Origin of the sequence: Sporosarcina cascadiensis (assembly GCF_009650995.1) — a bacterium.
Classification (GTDB): domain Bacteria; phylum Bacillota; class Bacilli; order Bacillales_A; family Planococcaceae; genus Sporosarcina; species Sporosarcina cascadiensis.
Window position 1 is genome coordinate 1 of sequence record NZ_WHVV01000019.1, and the last position, 18,897, is coordinate 18,897.

At 46.5% G+C, this 18,897-nt stretch carries 18 protein-coding genes and 1 tRNA gene; 2 read left to right on the top strand and 17 right to left on the bottom strand.

The window, feature by feature from the left end; translation table 11 throughout:
* Positions 1-233: 233 nt before the first annotated feature.
* From lysS to GDZ68_RS15650, 15 genes are all read right to left on the bottom strand, one after another.
* Positions 234-1,724, bottom strand: a complete 1,491-nt coding sequence (gene lysS / locus GDZ68_RS15580; RefSeq protein WP_153723236.1) for a lysine--tRNA ligase — start codon at positions 1,722-1,724, stop codon at positions 234-236.
* A 168-nt stretch (positions 1,725-1,892) separates the two neighbouring features.
* Entirely contained in the window at positions 1,893-2,408 is a 516-nt protein-coding gene (gene folK / locus GDZ68_RS15585; RefSeq protein ID WP_228551134.1) for a 2-amino-4-hydroxy-6-hydroxymethyldihydropteridine diphosphokinase, read from the bottom strand.
* On the bottom strand, positions 2,405-2,773 hold the full coding sequence (gene folB, locus GDZ68_RS15590) for a dihydroneopterin aldolase (RefSeq protein ID WP_153723237.1): 369 nt from the start codon (positions 2,771-2,773) through the stop codon (positions 2,405-2,407). The genes folK and folB overlap by 4 nt, the downstream gene beginning before the upstream one ends.
* 20 nt (positions 2,774-2,793) lie before the next feature.
* On the bottom strand, positions 2,794-3,645 hold the full coding sequence (gene folP / locus GDZ68_RS15595) for a dihydropteroate synthase (RefSeq protein WP_153723238.1): 852 nt from the start codon (positions 3,643-3,645) through the stop codon (positions 2,794-2,796).
* Positions 3,645-4,544, bottom strand: coding sequence for an aminodeoxychorismate lyase (pabC, locus tag GDZ68_RS15600; RefSeq protein ID WP_408020125.1), 900 nt, complete (start codon positions 4,542-4,544; stop codon positions 3,645-3,647). The genes folP and pabC overlap by 1 nt, the downstream gene beginning before the upstream one ends.
* Positions 4,496-5,908 carry an anthranilate synthase component I family protein gene (locus tag GDZ68_RS15605; protein WP_153723239.1) on the bottom strand — a complete coding sequence of 471 codons (1,413 nt, stop codon included), beginning with the start codon at positions 5,906-5,908 and terminating at the stop codon, positions 4,496-4,498. Before GDZ68_RS15605 ends, pabC begins: the two co-directional genes overlap by 49 nt.
* A gap of 29 nt (positions 5,909-5,937) precedes the next feature.
* Positions 5,938-6,594: a peroxiredoxin family protein gene (locus tag GDZ68_RS15610; protein WP_194841202.1), complete on the bottom strand. Its 657-nt coding sequence runs from the start codon at positions 6,592-6,594 to the stop codon at positions 5,938-5,940.
* A gap of 121 nt (positions 6,595-6,715) precedes the next feature.
* Entirely contained in the window at positions 6,716-7,642 is a 927-nt protein-coding gene (gene cysK, locus GDZ68_RS15615; protein ID WP_153723241.1) for a cysteine synthase A, read from the bottom strand.
* A gap of 116 nt (positions 7,643-7,758) precedes the next feature.
* Positions 7,759-8,685 carry a peptidylprolyl isomerase gene (locus GDZ68_RS15620; protein WP_153723242.1) on the bottom strand — a complete coding sequence of 309 codons (927 nt, stop codon included), beginning with the start codon at positions 8,683-8,685 and terminating at the stop codon, positions 7,759-7,761.
* Positions 8,663-9,553, bottom strand: coding sequence for an Hsp33 family molecular chaperone HslO (hslO, locus tag GDZ68_RS15625; protein WP_153723243.1), 891 nt, complete (start codon positions 9,551-9,553; stop codon positions 8,663-8,665). Before hslO ends, GDZ68_RS15620 begins: the two co-directional genes overlap by 23 nt.
* Positions 9,554-9,567: 14 nt before the next feature.
* On the bottom strand, positions 9,568-10,332 hold the full coding sequence (locus GDZ68_RS15630; RefSeq protein WP_153723244.1) for a type III pantothenate kinase: 765 nt from the start codon (positions 10,330-10,332) through the stop codon (positions 9,568-9,570).
* A 168-nt stretch (positions 10,333-10,500) separates the two neighbouring features.
* Complete coding sequence (ftsH, locus tag GDZ68_RS15635) at positions 10,501-12,549, bottom strand: ATP-dependent zinc metalloprotease FtsH (protein ID WP_153723245.1); 2,049 nt, start codon at positions 12,547-12,549, stop codon at positions 10,501-10,503.
* Between the two features lie 143 nt (positions 12,550-12,692).
* Entirely contained in the window at positions 12,693-13,235 is a 543-nt protein-coding gene (hpt, locus tag GDZ68_RS15640; protein ID WP_153723246.1) for a hypoxanthine phosphoribosyltransferase, read from the bottom strand.
* A gap of 18 nt (positions 13,236-13,253) precedes the next feature.
* Positions 13,254-14,663: a tRNA lysidine(34) synthetase TilS gene (gene tilS / locus GDZ68_RS15645; RefSeq protein ID WP_153723247.1), complete on the bottom strand. Its 1,410-nt coding sequence runs from the start codon at positions 14,661-14,663 to the stop codon at positions 13,254-13,256.
* Positions 14,664-14,681: 18 nt separating this feature from the next.
* A complete protein-coding gene (locus GDZ68_RS15650) occupies positions 14,682-17,093 on the bottom strand; it encodes a SpoIIE family protein phosphatase (protein ID WP_153723248.1) in 2,412 nt (803 codons plus the stop codon).
* A 214-nt stretch (positions 17,094-17,307) separates the two neighbouring features.
* Here GDZ68_RS15650 and GDZ68_RS15655 point away from each other — a divergent pair.
* Both GDZ68_RS15655 and GDZ68_RS15660 read left to right on the top strand, forming a co-directional pair.
* A tRNA-Met gene (locus GDZ68_RS15655) sits at positions 17,308-17,381 on the top strand.
* A gap of 120 nt (positions 17,382-17,501) precedes the next feature.
* The gene (locus tag GDZ68_RS15660) at positions 17,502-17,792 is read left to right on the top strand and encodes a hypothetical protein (protein ID WP_153723249.1); all 291 of its coding nucleotides are present in this window, start codon (positions 17,502-17,504) and stop codon (positions 17,790-17,792) included.
* A 119-nt stretch (positions 17,793-17,911) separates the two neighbouring features.
* Here GDZ68_RS15660 and GDZ68_RS15665 read toward each other — a convergent pair whose 3' ends face one another.
* On the bottom strand, positions 17,912-18,334 hold the full coding sequence (locus GDZ68_RS15665) for a S1 domain-containing RNA-binding protein (protein WP_153723250.1): 423 nt from the start codon (positions 18,332-18,334) through the stop codon (positions 17,912-17,914).
* A 121-nt stretch (positions 18,335-18,455) separates the two neighbouring features.
* Positions 18,456-18,869: an FtsB family cell division protein gene (locus tag GDZ68_RS15670; RefSeq protein ID WP_153723251.1), complete on the bottom strand. Its 414-nt coding sequence runs from the start codon at positions 18,867-18,869 to the stop codon at positions 18,456-18,458.
* Positions 18,870-18,897 lie beyond the last annotated feature (28 nt).

Consider the following 18,897-nt stretch of genomic DNA (forward strand, 5'->3'; position numbering starts at 1 on the left):
AAGAGGCAACTTTTTAATAATACCAAATCGCTGTATTGTTGTCAACACTTTTGTTTAATTTCTTTTAAAGTGTTTTTTCAGCTGAGTAGCTGTCTTGCAAATGCGACGCTTATTAATATACCATCGTTCTTTTTATAATGCAAGCCTAATTTGAATTACTTTTATATTTTCTCGATATTTCATCATTGAACATAATAAAACAGCTCCGACATTTGCAGTCAGAGCTGTTCAGATCAGTCTTTAGAACGCATCTGCGGGAAAAGCAGAACGTCACGGATTGATTGAGAATTTGTTAATAGCATGACGAGACGGTCGATACCGATACCGAGTCCGCCGGTAGGCGGCAAGCCGTATTCAAGCGCTTCAATGAAATCTTCATCCATTTCATGCGCTTCATCATTGCCTTGCTCTTTCTCTACTAGCTGCGCTTCAAAGCGTTGGCGCTGATCGATTGGATCATTCAGCTCAGTGAAAGCATTTGCGTGTTCACGGCGAACGATAAACAACTCAAACCGGTCCGTATAGCGCGGATCTTCAGGATTCTTCTTAGCAAGTGGCGACACTTCTACAGGATGCCCGTAGATGAATGTCGGCTGCACAAGCTCTTCTTCAACTTTTTGCTCGAAGAATTCATTCAATACGTGGCCTGCTTCCATTGAAGGAGTTACTTGAACATTATGTTCCTTCGCAAGTTCGTGCGCCTGCTCTCTTGTCAGCTGCTGCCAGAAGTCTACTCCTGTATATTCTTTTACTGCATCTGCCATATGAAGTCTCTTCCACCGCGGTGCCAAATCAATCTGGTCTTCGCCGTATTGAATGGTCGTTGTGCCGAGAACCTCTTGCGCAATATGTGCAACCAGGTTTTCCGTCAGTTCCATAATGTCGTTATAATCTGCGTATGCTTCATATAACTCAATCATCGTAAACTCGGGATTATGTCGAGTAGACATTCCTTCATTACGGAATACACGTCCGATCTCATAGACTTTCTCCAAGCCGCCAACAATCAGGCGTTTCAAATGAAGTTCAATTGCAATACGCATATAGAGTGTCATGTCCAATGTATTATGGTGAGTAACAAACGGGCGTGCCGCGGCCCCCCCGGCAATCGAATGCAGCATTGGTGTTTCAACTTCCAGAAAGCCTTGTCCATCCAGGTAATGACGCATAGATTGGATAATCCGGCTGCGCATGATGAATGTCTCTTTACTTCCTTCCGTTGAAATCAAGTCCAGGTAACGTTGGCGATAGCGCTGTTCAACGTCTTGCAGGCCGTGGAATTTCTCGGGCAGCGGACGAAGTGATTTCGTCAGGAACGTAAAGTTCGTCGCTTTAATAGAAAGCTCTCCTACTTTTGTTTTAAAAATTACACCCTGAATACCGACAATGTCGCCTAAATCCGCCAATGTAAACAATTTATACGCATCTTCACCGATTGCATCCTGGCGTACGTAAATTTGAATCTGTCCGCCTAGATCCTGAATATGCGCAAAACCAGCTTTTCCTTTACCGCGCTTCGTCATAATCCGGCCTGCAATCGTCACTTCATGCTCAGTTTCTTCAAGCTCTTCCTTCGATTGCTCTTCATAAGCCGAACGAATTTCATTTGTCAGGTGAGTACGCTCAAAACGCTGGCCAAACGGATCTAAACCGCCTTCTCGTATATCATTCATCTTTTGGCGTCTCACCAAAAGCTGATCATTCATTTCATCCAAATTGGACATTCCCTTTCACTCCTTATACTTTGGCTCATCTTCTTCTCAGATCCAGCCGTCTGCAACTATTGTACACAAATTACCCGCCTAACAAAAGTCCAAATGGTTATCCAGTTTGATTCCATAGAAAAAACTGCCCTATTAAAGAGCAGTTTTATCGTTATACAGCCGGCAAGCTCAATCCTGCTGCAAGAACTCCCCGGCGTTTTGAATCTGTTTCCAGAGGATGACTCCCTCTTCCCTCATAGCCGGTTCTTCGCGATAAAGCGCACCTGTAGAGGGATGCTTCACTTCCGAATTAATTTCAATGAGCGGGACAAGCACGAATGCACGTTCCTGCATGCGCAAATGAGGAACAATTAAATCCTCAGTTTGTATGCTGTCTTCGTTATAAAGCAAAATATCCAAATCAACCGTCCGCGGTCCCCAGCGGATTTTCCGCATTCTGCCGAGTTTGTTTTCAATCGACTGACAGGCACGCAGTAACTCTGCTGCTTCCAATGAAGTCACTAATTCCAGAGCGATATTTAAAAACTTCGCTTGCTCGGTCAATCCAAGCGGCTCCGTTTCGTATACTGATGACACTTTCCTCACCGTAATTGCAGGATGATCATGCAGCAAGCGTACTGCCTGCCTCAAATGATCCAGCCGGTTGCCGATATTTGATCCCAGCGACAGATAGGCAGTCTTCACGCATAGCGCCCCCTTTTGATTTCGACAGCGACAGATGCGTAATGGCCATGAATCGGAGGATCAGGTTTTACCAGTACCACACGCACCCCGTTCACTTTTTCGGCAAAATCCGTCATGATTGTTCCTGCAACTGTTTCCGCAACCGTTTCAATCAGCCGCACAGCTTCCCCCTCCACGATGTTTTTGCACATCTCATATACTTCCGCATAGTTGACTGTTTTCGATAAATCATCAGTCTGCCCTGCATCCGCCAGTTCCACCGCCAATGAAACTGTCAGCCGAAAACGCTGCCCCAACTTGTTTTCTTCCGGCAGCGCTCCATGATAGCCATAAAACTCCATATCATTCAAATGAATATAATCCATGAAATCTCCCCTTTGAGTGCTTACATAGTGAACGCAGTCTTTTTCGTCAGTATATCCATCATTCTGACCATCCTCGCAATTTCCTTTACGTCATGAACTCGCATAATATGGCAGCCGTGTTCGATTCCGTAACATACCGTCGCACCGGTGCCTTCCATTCGCTCTTCAACCGGCACATCGAGCACTTTCCCGATCATTCCTTTGCGGGAAGTGCCGAGCAGCACCGGATAGCCGAGATCCGCAATCGCCGGAAGCCCCTGCATCGCCAAGATATTCTGCTCTAGATCTTTCGCAAAACCGATACCCGGGTCCAGCCAGATCATCTCATCCCGAACTCCTGCCGCTCTCGCAATCTCCACACTTTCCTGCAAATCTTGCACAACCGCATTCATGAACGGCAGCTGGTAATCTCTATTATCCCGGTTATGCATCAAAATAATCGGCACATTATAGCGCGCCGCCACTTCTGCAATCGCCGGTTCGCGCTTCGCTCCCCACACATCATTGATGATACTCGCCCCAGCCTGAACAGCCGCTTCGGCTACCGCTGCTTTGGAAGTATCGACGGAAATGACGCAGCCGAGCTCTTTTGTCAGCAGCTCGACAACCGGCACAACCCGCTCCAGTTCTTCTTCCAATGAAACAGGCGTATATCCGGGACGTGTTGATTCCCCTCCGATATCAATGATCTTTGCGCCGTCCATCAACATTTGCTGTGCATGACGGAGCGCGGGGTCTTGTCGGCCAAACTTCCCGCCATCCGAAAATGAATCAGGCGTTACATTCAAAATCCCCATGATGACTGTTTCCTCAGCAAAATTCATCGTCGTCTTACCAAATTGGTATGACGTCTTCGCCTTCTCTAACTTCATTACTGGTCACTCACTTTCATTCGGTTGACGGCTTGTTGATAGCTGGTATGTAATCGTTGATAAACAGGCCCTCTATTGCCTAGGTATTCGTTGCTTCCCGCACTTCGAATTGGCACGATTTCCTGAATTGCATTCGTAACGAACATTTCTTCTGCCGAATCCAGCTCCTGCGGCAGAAAAAATCCTTCCTCTGAAGCAATACCGAGCTCATCAACTAACTCCAGCACAAACGCCCGAGTAGTCCCCGGCAAAATACCCGTTTCCAATGAAGGCGTGTAAAGCACTCCTTGCTTTACCCAGAAGATATTGGACGTAATTCCTTCCGCAACGAAACCTTCTTTCGTTACAAAAAGACCTTCCAGCTTCTGCAGTGAAGATAATTCAAGTCTTCCCTTCACATTATTCGCATACTGGTGTGATTTATGCCGCTGTGAACTTTCCGGTTCACTGCGTTTCGTCTGCAGCCATACTCCGTCTTTTTCAGTATGGGCAGGCGGCAACACTAAAGGTTTTTGAAAAATCAGCACGTTGGGTTTTTCGTAATCCATGGGAGCCAGTCCAATATCATGCACTCCCGCTGACACATTCAACCTGAAATAACCATCTTCACAGCCATTCTGCACATATAACAAATAAACTGCCTGTTTGATTTCACTGTCTGTATACGACATATTGATGCGGTATTCCGCAAGCGCCGTCCGCAGCCGCTGCATATGAAGATCAAATAAAAAGATAGTCCCATTATACGTACGGAATGTCTCGAAAAATCCAAGTCCGTACAGAAATCCGTGGTCAAAAGGCGAAATACGCAATTCATCAGACTGCTTCAGCTCTCCGTTCATCCAACAAATCAATGCAGCTGACCCATTGCCTGTTCGGCCATCTCTTTCGCCTGCCATAATGCTTTTGCCTTATTGAGCGATTCTTCGTATTCCGCTGCCGGCACCGAATCAGGCACTAATCCTGCCCCCGCCTGAATATGAACCATCCCATCCTGAATAAATGCAGTGCGGATTGTGATGTTCAGCTCCATATCGCGGTTGAAACCGATCCAGCCCATTGAGCCTGTATACAATCCTCTTCGCGTTGGTTCCAATTGTTCAATAATCTCCATCGTCCGCAGCTTCGGATCCCCCGTGATTGAACCGCCGGGGAATACACCGCGGATAATCGTTCCGACATCTTCCGTTGCAGCTGTTCCACGGACATTTGAGACAAGATGCATGACATGCGAGTATTTTTCCACGACCATGAATTCATCGACCTCTACCGTTCCGGGTAAACAGATTTGTTCAAAGTCCTTGCACTCAAGATCAACCAGCATCTTATGCTCGCCCTTTTCCTTCGTGTCCGATACTAATTCCTCCTGCAAGCCAGCATCTTCCGCTTCAGTCGTTCCCCGTTTTCTAGTCCCGCCAATCGGCCGGGTGCTCAGTTCGCCCCCCCGCTTTTTCAACAGCAGTTCAGGCGAACCCGACACCACTTCAAAATCAGGAGCGGCCATATAAGCCATATATGGTGACGGATTGAACGAACGCAACGCTTCATACATTGACAGAGATGTCGCGCGGAGCGGCTTTGATTGGCGGACAGAAAGATTCACCTGCACCACATCACCCAGTTCGATAAATCGCTGCACATCACGTACCATCTCTTCAAATTGCCCGCCTGTTACGGAGACTTCCAACTCTTCTTCTGATACCGAAACATCTGCAGCTTTTCCTGCCGAAAACTGTCGGGCAGCCAATTTCGCAGCTTCCAGCCATTCCAATTCCATACCCGCCAATGAAACTCCGGCATCAGGCAGCGCCATAAAGTAGGCTGTTTCCGTATTCACATCGAGCACAGCCCAGCGGTCAAATACATAGAAGTAAATATCCGGTGTCAGCAAGTCTTCATCTGCCAGAGCAGGCAGTGTTTCATAACGTCTGACATAATCATAGCTGATCATTCCGATTGCGCCGCCCTGGAAAGCAGGCAGCTCTTCATCCATCCGCAATTCATACCGCGAAATAAATTCATGAAGAAGCGTAAGCGGATCTTCCCCTTTACGCAATTCTTCCGTACCATCCTTCCATTCTATATGCAGACCCTCCGACACTGCCTTCGCAGTCGCAATCGGATCTATTCCCGCAATGCACATCTCTCCGCCGCGTCCGCTCTCCAATAAAATGTGGCGCTCTTTCTTTGCTGCCAGTTGTTTATAGGAATAAAAGAATTCGTCTCTCGTCATTGAAACGGATGTGTAGGCTGCTGTCTCCATGATGTTTCCCCCTGCATTCGTGTTTATATTTATTTACTTTCATCAATGATTTTCTTCAGGAATTTATCGTCTATGCCGGACACTACGATATCCGTGATGACTCCTTCTGTGTTCAGAATATATGTCGTCGGATATGCTTTTACCCGGTAGGTCTCCACCACCTCGCCGTCTACATCCAATAAAATTGGAAAGGTCAGGCCGTATTCTTCAACAAACTCCTTCGCGCTCTCTTCCTTCTTGACTTCTTTCTTCGTCATATTCACTGCCAGTATTTCCATATTTGACGACTCTTTGTATTCATTATAATAAGTTTGCATATGCGGCATTTCTATGCGGCAAGGCGGACACCACGACCCCCAAAAGTTCAGCATGACTTTCTTTCCGCGGTAATCAGACAGCTTGACCGTCTCCCCGGCAAGCGTGGTCAATTCAAAGTCCGGCGCAAGATCTCCTCTTGCCAGACCGGTCGTTTCACTCACATCACCTGTTCCGCTGTCATCACCTTCAGCAACCCGCCATTCTTCCGGCACGTCTGCCAGCTCATCTTTTGACATATCTTTCATCATGGCACTTTCATATCCCGGAATCCCGCCGGTTTCTTTCTTAATTTCTTGTCTTGTTATGATAACAATCGTGATCATACCGATGATAATCAAAACTGAAATCAACATACCCCACTTCTTCACAGCCATCCTCCTCGTTATGCAACTCACTTATTTTTAATTATACAGATTCTTATAGTCTGACGAAAGTGTAGAGGTTTTAGCTGCTGGAATAAAAAAAGAGCGCAAATGAGCGCTCTCCGGATTATTCTTCATCAAATTGGTAGAGTGGTGTACTCAAGTAGCGCTCACCGTTGGACGGGATGATCGCCACTACCTTTTTCCCTTTGCCCAGTCTCTTTGCGACTTGCAGTGCAGCTGCAATGGCAGCCCCTGACGATACGCCGCCCAGAATTCCTTCTTCGCGTGCAGCGCGGCGTGCGTAATCATATGCATCGTCATTCGAGATTTGAATGATTTCATCGTAAATATCTGTATCCAGCACTTCTGGAACGAAACCTGCTCCGATACCTTGAATCTTATGCGGTCCCGGTTTTCCTCCAGAAAGTACAGCTGAATCTTCGGGCTCGACAGCTACAATCTGAATTTCCGGGAAACGCTCTTTCAAAACGCCGCCGGCTCCTGTAATCGTACCGCCTGTTCCAATTCCAGAAATGAATGCATCCACACGGTCGAGCGCATCTGCGATCTCAGGTCCCGTTGTTAAGCGGTGCACTTCCGGATTTGATTCGTTGTTGAATTGCTGTGGAAGGAACCAGCCATTTTGCTTTGACAGTTCTTCCGCTTTTGCAATTGCACCTTTCATACCTTCAGCGCCGGGAGTCAATACCAATTCTGCTCCGTATGCACGAAGCAGATTGCGGCGCTCCAAGCTCATCGTATCCGGCATTACAAGGACAGCCTTGTATCCTTTGGCTGCCGCAATCATCGCAAGGCCGATTCCTGTGTTGCCGCTTGTCGGCTCGATGATTGTGCTGTCTTCCTTCAAGCTGCCGTCTTTTTCAGCTGCTTCAATCATCGCCAGTGCGATTCGGTCTTTAACACTCGAACCCGGATTAAAGTACTCTAATTTCAAATAAACGTCTGCGTCCTCTGCACCTGCTAAACGATTTAATTTGACGAGAGGCGTGTTGCCGACTAAATCAATTACTGAATTTCCGACTTTACTCATAAATGATCCACTCCTAATCCCTAGTAGGTTGATATGTTTTATTGTTTTAATCATACTATCTTAGTTTTCACTTGTCAATTAAATTATTCAGAGAGTTTCAATCGGCTATCAACCTATTACTTTTTGCCGTAAAACCATTCTGCATCAAACTCTTTCCAGAAGGCTTCCGGACTTATCGATTCAGGCAGCTGTTCCAAAGCCAGCTGACGTTTAATATGGTCTTTTACTTCTTTATAAGTGAAATCGCGTTCTTTAATCGTTTCGAGAACAGTGACAACCGCATAAGTTCCATCCTTCAACGCAACCGGCTTGCTCACTTCGCCAGTCTTCAGGCTTTCCGCCGTCTTGACCACTTGCGGATCGACATCTTCGGTTTGTGCGTTCACGTACCCCAGATCCCCGCCCAAATTACCTGAAGAGAGATCAACAGACCGCTCTTTCGCGAGTGCAGAAAATGCAGAACCATCCTTCAGTTCATCGGTTACTTGCTTTGCTTCCTTTTCGGTAGAGGAAATAATGACCGATGTGCGATAGGCAGGCAGCACATGAAAGAACACCTCATTTTGCTCAAAATACTTTTTGACAGCGCTTTCCTTAATCACTACATCTTTCGTCAGCACTTTCTCCAAAATTAGCTCACTGCGAATTTGATTCCTCGTTTGTTCCGTATCAAGTCCCGAATGCTGCTGGCCATCAACCGATGTAATGAGCGCAAGCTCCAGATCAATTTCTTTATCCGATACTTTAATGCCATATTCATCAGCGGCAGCACTCATCACCCGGTGATTCACCAAATCTTCGAGAACTTCCCTGCCTACCTGCTGCTCCATCGCCGACATCCATTCCGCTCTGGTGATCGGCTCACCCGCTACAGAAGCCACTTCTTCTGTATCTGCAGCAGGAGAACGATCCGTTAACAGCCAATGAAACAACCAAAAAACATTCATTGCAAAAAGTATACCTAATAACGCGATGAAGGGTTTTGTCTTCAGCCTCTTTTTTTGAGGAGCCGGAACAGGCTCAGTCGGCCGATTGAATCTCATCGATATACCCCTTCAGCTCTTGCTCCGAATACTGATATCTTTCCAGGCAGAAATGACATTGTGCTTCAGCGCCGTGATCTTCGTCAATCATCGCTTGAATCTCTGCAGCGCCAAGGCCGGTTATCGCATCGCCAAAACGCTCCTTCGAACACTCACAGTCAAATTTCACATCTACTTTATCCAAGAACTCTACATTTTCCTTGCCTAATACTTCCGCAAGGATTCCTTCAGGAGTAAGACCCTGATCAATCAGTGCAGATATCGGAGACATATTTGCAATCTTATCTTCCAGAAGTGAAATAGTTTCATCCGTAGCACCCGGCATTACCTGAATGATAAAACCTCCCGAAGCTTTCACCGTGTTATCCGGATTCACCAGCACACCCAGCGCTACAGCGGAAGGCACTTGTTCAGAGACCACAAGATACTGCGTGAAGTCTTCTGCTATTTCCCCGGAAATAATCGGAACCTGCCCCGTGAAATAATCCTTCAACCCTAGATCTTTGACAATTGAAAGTGTTCCTTCAGTACCGACAACTCCGCGCACGTCTAATTTGCCTTTTTCATTTAGCGGAACATGCGTCTGCGGATTCGTGGCATAGCCGCGCACTTCGCCGTGAGCATTGGCATCCACCACAATTGGACCAAGCGGACCGTTGCCTTGAATTTTGACAGTCAGTTTGTTATCACCTTTCAGCATCGCACCCATCATGACAGATGCCGAAATCGTACGGCCAAGTGCCGCTGTTGCAGTCGGCCACATCTGATGACGCTGCTGAACTTCTCCTACTGTATCTGTAGAACGCACTGCATATGCCCGGATCACTCCATCAAATGCAAGCGCCTTTACTAAATAATCTGTTGACATGTTCTTCACTCCTATTACAGATTTCTTTCATATATGAGATGCAGCCCTTTAAGTGTCAAAAAGTTATCCACTACATCAATGATTTTTGTTTCTGTAGATATCAGTTCTGCCATTCCGCCTGTCGCAATGACGGTCGGCTCCAGATTGCTTTCTGCTTTCATCCGGTTGACGATGCCCTCGACCTGTCCTACATAGCCGAATACAATGCCCGCCTGCATAGCCGCCACTGTGTTTTTACCTACTACATGTTCCGGACGTGTCAGTTCTACACGCGGCAATTTGGATGCACGGTCAAACAATGCTTCCATCGAGATTTTAATTCCGGGAGCAATGGCACCTCCCATATATTCACCATGTTCATTGACAAAGCAGTACGTTGTGGCGGTACCGAAATCAACAATAATAAGTGGGCTTCCATAATCACGGATAGCAGCGACTGCATTCACGATGCGGTCGGCTCCGACTTCCCGGGGGTTTTCATACTTAATATTTAAGCCCGTCTTTACACCGGGACCTACAATCATCGGTTTCTGATTGAAATATTTTTTGCACATCTGTTCTAACGGAAACATGACAGGCGGGACTACAGAAGAAATAATGATCCCTGTAATGTCTTTGAATGACAGACCGACGTGCTGGAACATCGCTTTAACTTGCATTGCGTATTCATCTTCCGTCTTATGGCGATACGTTTCCATCCGCCAGTGATGCTTTAATACGTCTCCTTCATATACACCTAAAACAATATTGGTATTGCCCGTATCTAATACTAACAGCATAGTCGCTTTCCTCTCTTGCTCTGACTTTTCCCACACATCATACCATAAACAATCATCGTTTATACACGCTGATGATTGGTGTATTTCATCACGGAATTCGCTGCCCCGAAAATAAAACCTGTCATAAGAAAACAGCCGACTGCTATATACAGTCGGCTGTTGTTACGCTTAATCTCTGCGTTCCTCATCAATGGAAGGGAGCGTTTTGCTGCCCGTTCCGCCTTCACGCGGCAAATCTCCAGTAGACGGATCTTGCGGAGCACCCGTTACGTCCGGATTTGCATTAGGTGTTTCATCCGAATCATTTTCCGGCGTTTCAGCAAGTTTCGGAGTCTCCTTATCAGACTCTTTCGCTTCTTTCTTGCCGTTATTATTTTCGTATGACCTTTCAGGCAAGACGCCATGGTCTTTCAAGTGATTGATTTGTTCTGCATCAAGCGTTTCGACTTCCAATAAAGTCGTAGCGATCAGATCAAGCAAATCCCTTTTTTCCGTCAAGATTTGTCTTGTGCGTTCATATTGTTCTTTAATGATTACTTGCATTTCAGAATCAATTTCGTATGCAATCGTTTCAGAATAGTTCTGCTCGGAGTTGAAGTCACGTCCAAGGAATACCTGGCCGCCCTGCGTCTGTCCGAACTGCATCGGTCCGAGCTTATCGCTCATCCCGTATTCTGTCACCATCGAACGCGCGATGCCAGTAGCACGCTGGAAGTCATTATGCGCCCCGGTCGATACTTCACCGAGCACGATTTCTTCCGCTACACGTCCGCCTAAAAGACCCGCAATTTTATCGAGAAGCTCAGGTTTTGTCATGAAGTAACGATCTTCTTTCGGAAGCATGACTGCGTATCCGCCGGCCTGCCCGCGAGGAACAATGGTTACTTTATGGACGATTTCCGCGTCATCGAGCATTAACCCCACAACCACGTGGCCCGCTTCGTGGAATGCAACGATGTTTCGTTCTTTCTTCGAGATGACACGCGTTGTCTTCGCCGGACCGGCAATGACACGATCCGTCGCTTCATCAATATCAGACATATCGATCTTCGTCTTATCTCTTCTCGCCGCCACAAGAGCAGCTTCGTTCAATAAGTTCTCAAGATCCGCACCAGAGAATCCTGGAGTACGCTGGGCAAGAGCTTTCATATCGACGGTATCATCAAGCGGTTTATTGCGTGCATGAACTTTCAATACAGCTTCTCTTCCTTTTACATCCGGACGGCCAACCGTAATTTGACGGTCAAAGCGTCCCGGACGAAGAAGTGCCGGGTCCAAAATATCCGGACGGTTTGTCGCGGCAACGATAATAATTCCTTCGTTTCCTTCAAATCCATCCATTTCGACCAGCAACTGGTTCAATGTTTGCTCACGCTCATCATGACCGCCGCCTAAGCCGGCTCCACGCTGACGTCCAACTGCGTCAATTTCATCAATAAAGATAATACAAGGTGCATTTTTCTTGGCATTCTCAAACAAATCACGAACTCGGGAAGCACCGACACCTACAAACATCTCAACGAAATCAGAACCTGAAATCGAGAAGAACGGCACGCCTGATTCGCCTGCAACCGCACGCGCAAGCAATGTTTTCCCTGTACCCGGAGGTCCCACAAGCAAAATACCCTTGGGAATCCGTGCACCCAATTCCACAAACTTGCTGGCATCTTTCAAGAAGTCCACGACTTCTTCAAGCTCAGCTTTTTCTTCATCTGCACCTGCTACGTCATTAAAACGTACTTTCTTTCGATCGTCGGTCTGCAGTTTCGCTTTACTCTTTCCGAAGTTCATCACTCGGCCGCCACCGCCGCCTTGTGACTGATTCAATAGGAAGAAGAAAAGAATAATAATGATGATAAATGGCACAAGTCCTGTGAAGAAGGATACCCACGCGCTGGTTTCAGCCGGCTTCAGGATCTCTATTTCAGTCTTTGTGGTATTAGCGATCTCTTTAATACCGTCCATATCATTACTCGGAATGTTGGTTACGAATGTTTCTCCTTTTTCGTAGCCTTCCATTTCCCCTTTTACTTCAAACACGAGCTGTAACGGCTGAAAAGTAGCGTTTTCAACTTTTCCCTGCTCCAGTGCCTTGACAAATTCGTCATACCGAATCGGTTTCATCTTCGGATTTGGATTATTTAGCGAACTGAAAATCCCCATAATTGCAAGGAAAATCAACCCATATAAAAGAAAGTATCGAAGTATTCGATTCATCCCAAGCCTCCTCATCTCATTCAACAGAAAACTAAACAGAAAACTATTGTAAATTTTAACATAGATTAACACGACTCTACAATGAAAATGCCTTCATGGAAAAAGGCTTTCAAACTGGTCAGTCTGCATCCAGTCGGAAAGCGTTAAAAAGAGTAAATTTCTTTTTTCAGCACACCAATGTATGGCAGGTTCCGATACTTCTCCGCATAGTCGAGTCCGTAGCCGACAACGAATGCATCCGGAACGATGAAACCTACATAATCTGCCTTCAGATCCACTTTGCGGCCTGTCGGTTTATCCAGTAAGGTTACAATTTTGATGGAGTTGGCTTTTCTATATTTAAATAGTTCCACTAAATAATTCAATGTCTTGCCACTGTCTATAATGTCTTCAATGATCAGTACATCGCGTCCTTCTACACTTGTGTTCAAGTCCTTGACGATTTTTACTTCGCCTGAGGAAACTGTTGCATTGCCGTAACTAGATACGTCCATAAAATCCAATTCAATATACGTATCAATCCGTTTGATCAAATCGCTCATGAATGGCAGTGCACCTTTTAGGACACCGATTGCCAGCGGGAACTTCTCTTGGTACTCTTCCGTTAGAGTAGCTCCGAGTTCCCGAACCTTTTCTTGAAGTTCTTCTTCTGATATTAACACTTGCTCGATATCTTGTGCGATCATCGGCTCGTCCCCTCCATTTTATCTGTTTTCGCCTTCTCGCGTAATCCATATGTATGACTCGCCTTCCGGCCGGGAAGATGAAAACATCTCACCGTACCGAACATTCGGCACCGCACATACGATACCGCTTGCCGTTGTAAGAACCGGCTGCCGCTGTCTTTGCGCCATTCCAACTTTTTCATCAATCAGTAATCTTGAAACACGTTTTGCATGAGACATGCCTTTGACAAGTAAACGATCGCCGGATTCCCGGAGACGCACCGTCAGCGGCAGTTCAGAGGCGGGCAATTGGAAGTAGCGCACTTCATCTGAAGATCGGAATTGCTCGATCATGTGCGCTTCGGTATGCTGCCAATAAAACTGAACACTTCCCCAAGAATGCCAAGTTCCTTTTGACAGTACTTTTGGACGAAGAGGGGCTGTATCCGTATACGTTTTTGTAACTAGCAGTTTATCATATTCTCTAACAAATCGGTAGCCATATGCCAAATCCATCGTACTATTTCCAGCGGAATTGCAAATGTGCTGCAACAGCTCATCCACTAATGTAGAACGCCGCTCCGCTTTGACGATTTCCTGGCTGGGAAGACAACTTAATAGTAGTTGAATCACTCGCTTTTGTAAAGCTTGGGGTATAACCAGAAATGCCTTGCGGTCAAAAGAAGGAAGCTGTTCATCAGTATAAGCTGCAATTGCCTGCCAAGACTGCAGCGCGAGTTCCTGCAGGAAATTTTCTTCCGCTTGGCGCTGTACGGTTAATTGGACAGCACCCGCTGCTACCGAAGGGTTTTCTTCCGTTAAAAACGGCACTACCTGATGACGGATGCGGTTCCGTAAATAATCATCCTTTTGATTGCTCGGATCTTCTCTGAAAGTAAGATCGTGATAAGCGGCATACTCATACAGCTCATTCTTTTTTAAGGGAAGGAAGGGACGAACCACGCTCCCTTGATGGAATGGCCGCTGCAAGGGCATGCCGTTCATCGAGCGGCCTTTAGTTAATTGGATCAGCAATGTCTCCAGTTGATCTTCTGCATGGTGAGCGGTTGCTAAGATAGAAAATCCCTGTTGTTCCATCGTTTTCGTAAAACATTTATAACGCTCTTCTCTGCACAGCATCTGTACATTTCCCCCGCTGTTTTTCACCAGCGACGGAATCGGAACCTTCTCGGAGTAAAAAGGCAAATGAAATTCCTTGCACAGCTGTTCTACCGCATATGCATCTTCAGCCGACTCTTTGCCGCGAAGCATATGATCGATATGAATTGCGCCCGCTTCAATAGAAAGCGTCTGCCTGTGAGTTGCCAAAAAATGCAGCAGCGCAATCGAATCAACGCCGCCTGAACAAGCGACAAGCACACGTGAATTGGGAGGAATCAACGTTTGTCTACCGATGAATTCCAATACTTTCTGCGTCAAACTTTTCATGATTCTCCCCCTCTGTCTCTATCCTACCATCTTTTTCTGTGAAATAATCCTTGGTTTCTTATTTACGCTGTACCATTTCGGCAGCACATGATCAATTTTCATTACCAGGATTGTCCGGTCGTCATCGATCGATTCAAATGTCCGTTCCATCTCGGCCATGACCTGATCTGCAATCGTCCGGCAATCCAGTTCCTTGTATCGTTCGATTGTCTGCTCGAGAACCTTCTCCTGTGCTTCCAGAGGAATTTCTCCGTTAAAGATACCGTCTGTCATCATCACCAGAATATCCCCTGACTTCAATTGCTCCTGTTTCGCTTCTATCGAAAAGGACGGCAGGAAGCCAAACGGCACGTTCTTGCTGTCCAGACGTATGCACTCATCTCCCCGCTTAATATACGTGCTCATCGAACCGGCTTTCCACGACCACAGCCTGCCTTCCTGCAAATCAATCAACGCCAGATCAAGCGTCGCGTACATATCATCCAGTCCGTTCAGCGCCATCATATAATGCAATGTATGGATGGCAGTTTCTGGGTCCATATTCTGCCCCAGACATTCACGCATCAGACGGATCACTTTCCTGCTCTCGTGATAGGCATTGAGGTCTTGTCCCATCCCGTCAGATAACAGCACAGCATACAGGCCATCATGAATTTTAAACACTTCATACGCATCACCCGCCTGGAATGTTCCTCCGCCGGCCGTCGTAACAATATCATAATCCAATGAAAAACGAACGGCCGAACTGAATGTCAGCTGCATATGCGGGAACGGAAACGGCTGATAGACTGACTTTGAAATATAAATCGGTTCCTCATACATTTGTTCCAATATAGGCAAAATTAAATACTCTCCTACCGTTGTCTCCGTTTCGAAATCCGCTTTCTTCTCTGGAATTGATATGACTACTTTGCAGGAACCTCTTTCTTCAGACAGTATATCCACTTGGAAAAATTCCACTCCCTGCGCCTGCAGACGATTTGCCAGCTCCTCTTCCGCCATTTTATACGTCGTCAGATCCTCCTTCACTTCCCGCATCACTTTTTCTATATGTGTGCTCATATCACGCAACTGCAGTGCAAGCATCTTCCTTCCATGCTGCAGCTGCCCCATTAACAGACGGTTTGTTCCGTGCTCTTCCAATTCATTGAGCAGTCCTTTAAAACGCAGACATTTAAACTTCATCTTCTCTTCTACACGCAGACGGGCTGCTTTTTTCGTTGCGGAATAAGTCGATTCCCATTCATTCACTAACCCCGCCATACTGCTGTCCTCACTCTCCCAGCACTTTTTATAGCGAAAACAGGATTGACAAATAGACGGCACCGAGTCTGTGGCGGCGATTTCCTCTTCGGGAGAAAAACGATCATTGACGAGCGTCGACATAAAATGAGCAAACTGCTGAAACTCTTCCAGCTGACCGTCTAATTTATCCGCCAGCCATTGCTGACGTTTCTCTGAGATCCCTTCCTGCTTTGGTAAGAACACTTGGCGGATCTTGTTCATTCGGCGCGAAGGAATGAAGAAAAACAGCCCGGCCGCGACGCCGATTGTTGCAAAATGCACTGTATCCAGCGGCAAAGTCGCATCGTACAGCAAGAAAAAGACCGATACAAATAAACTTCCTGTCACAATTCCTATTTTCCCAAACCTTTTCAGACCACCCGCAAGCAACCCTGTCATCCCGTAGAGCGCCATCATGCCGGTAAACGCCAAATCGGAAACACCTATAATTAACGCGATAATCATACCAACTGTTGTGGCAAATGGAACGCCGCCGACCATGGCGGCTACATAAATAGCCAGAAATAAAAACACACCTGCCACCGAGACGTAGCCGAGCTGCAGACCGCCCATCCCGGTCGTCGCAAGCGCCCCTACTATACAAATGGCACTTACCTGCTCAGGATTCCAAGGGCCGTACAGCAGCCTTTCTATAGAAGGAAAGGCGAGCAGCATGAAGACAGTCATGAACAGTGCAAGCAGCGCTTCCAGCCCGATTGACAGCTGCACCGTCACCGGCGGGCTCCCGCTGTACATAATAAGCTGCCAGATGATCTGCGGGATGATCATGCAGCCTGCCACAGCGAGCGGTATTGATTTCTTTACAAACGGAGACTTGATTGCCGTATGAAACAGCAGCAGCTGTGCCAGATGGATAACGGCTTGTCCCATTCCTAAAAACGCACTTCCGGCCATCCCTCCGATGAATACGTAAATCAGATGCTGTCGATAACGTACAGCGGCCAGCGCCCAGATCGATAAGAAAAATGGAACCGCCATGTCGAATACTACTGCCTGCGACAGAAAGAAGGAGCCGATCAAGAAAAGGAACGCAGTCAGAAAATAGACTTTTCTGTTCATCAGTCCCTGCCATGCCACTCTGAACTGTTCGCCAAACGGTCTCTCCATATTGTCAATCATCTTCATTTCCCATACCCCCTATGTTCTCTTACTAGCAACTATACATGGGGTTCCCAAGAGATTTTGTAACATTGTGACAGCTGGTTTAAAAAACATTTCGACGTAATCCGGTTGTTTTTTTCTTTTTTCCAAAGAATTGTTGACACTTCTTGCTTTGCCTTGTATGATAAAAGACGTTGCGCTCGAATTACATTATTTGAATGTGCAGCAAATACGTCTTGGCGGTGTAGCTCAGCTGGCTAGAGCATTCGGTTCATACCCGAAAGGTCGTGGGTTCGACTCCCTCCGCCGCTATATATGTAAGATCCTCCTGTCTATGCAGGAGGTTTTTTTTGTTTAAAATTTATAAAGGCCGGGGCATCCTGCTTTGTCTATTGAGGTCGCAAATGTGCGGCGGGCGGCTGGTTTGGTTCGTTGGGATACCGGTTTGGCGCGCGACAGCAAGCGAAAGGTGCGCTGCCGGGGGGCTTTGGCTCGCTTCCAGCCTTCATTCGCGCGCTGAGGCGCATTATTGGTGCGTTCATACGTTTTAACATGGCGGCAGAACTTGTCGGTGATCATGAAAAATCTGTTTGCGCTCATGGATGGGGCTGCGTGATCATTCAGCCCGGCCAGCGGCTCATGCGGACAGTCGGTGTGATCATATCCGTTGCCCAAGCGCTCATACAGCCTTCATTCGCGATCATAGCTGCCGGGTTACTTTGACGAATTCCTTTCCCATTGCTTATTTCATAGCACAAAAAAACTGCCTGGAAAGTGATCGTTCACTTTTCGGGCAGCCCCATTATATATAAACAACTTAAGTGTTTGAAACAGACAGCAAGTTACCCTCTTCTTGCTCCTCGACCGCCGCGTTTAGATTCTGTCGCTCTCTTCAAGGTAGTTAGACGTTCTTCACTGTCCTTCATGAATTTTGCCATTTTCTGTTCAAAATTCTCTGGTCGCTCAAAGCTCGGTTTGCTGCCTGGACGAGGTCTTTGTGGACGTTGTGGACGCTGAGGACGTTCTGACTCAGGTTTTGCTTTACGGATGGAAAGACCGATTTTACCGTCTGCCCCCACATTCATCACTTTTACTTCTACCATATCACCGACTTTTAGATGGTCATTTATATCTTTGACGTAATTGTCAGCTACTTCACTAATATGGACTAATCCTGTGGATCCGTTCGGTAACTCAACAAATGCCCCAAAATTTGTGATCCCGGTTACTTTACCTTCTAACTTGCTGCCTACTTCAATTGACATAAAAAAAATGCTCCTCCTTAAGTTTTAAGCGGCCCGTAAGCCTATCAACCATATTGGCAGTGCCTGTTTTTTACAGGCTCCTACCTATATTATAGCCAACAAAAAAAGAGTGTCAATACGACTACTCTTTTCTCGTCTCTTTTTCTGACGATTTCTTCTTGTCAGGAATGGAAAATATGATCTCGTTAGATTCAGAAAGGAAGTATTCTTTACGCGCCAGTTTCGCGATATATTCTTCGTCATCCAACTTAGCCAGCTGCTTATTCAATTGTTCCTGCTCAGCCTCTAAATCCTTTAGTGTCGCAATCGCTTCGGTCTTTTCCTGTTCTTTCGCTGCCAATAACTTCTTCTGGCCGGAATACATATTGAATAAACTTCCAAACACTACGCACGTCAAAACGGCGAAGACAATGAGACGATTCCGCAGCCTCTTCTTTTGTGCCAGTTTCCATTTTTCTTTTTTCTGCATGGAGCGCACATATTCAGTTTCGATTGATGTAACATTCCGAGATGCCGGCTTCTGTGATTTGTTCATGGCGCACACACCTTTCCTGCTCTTATAC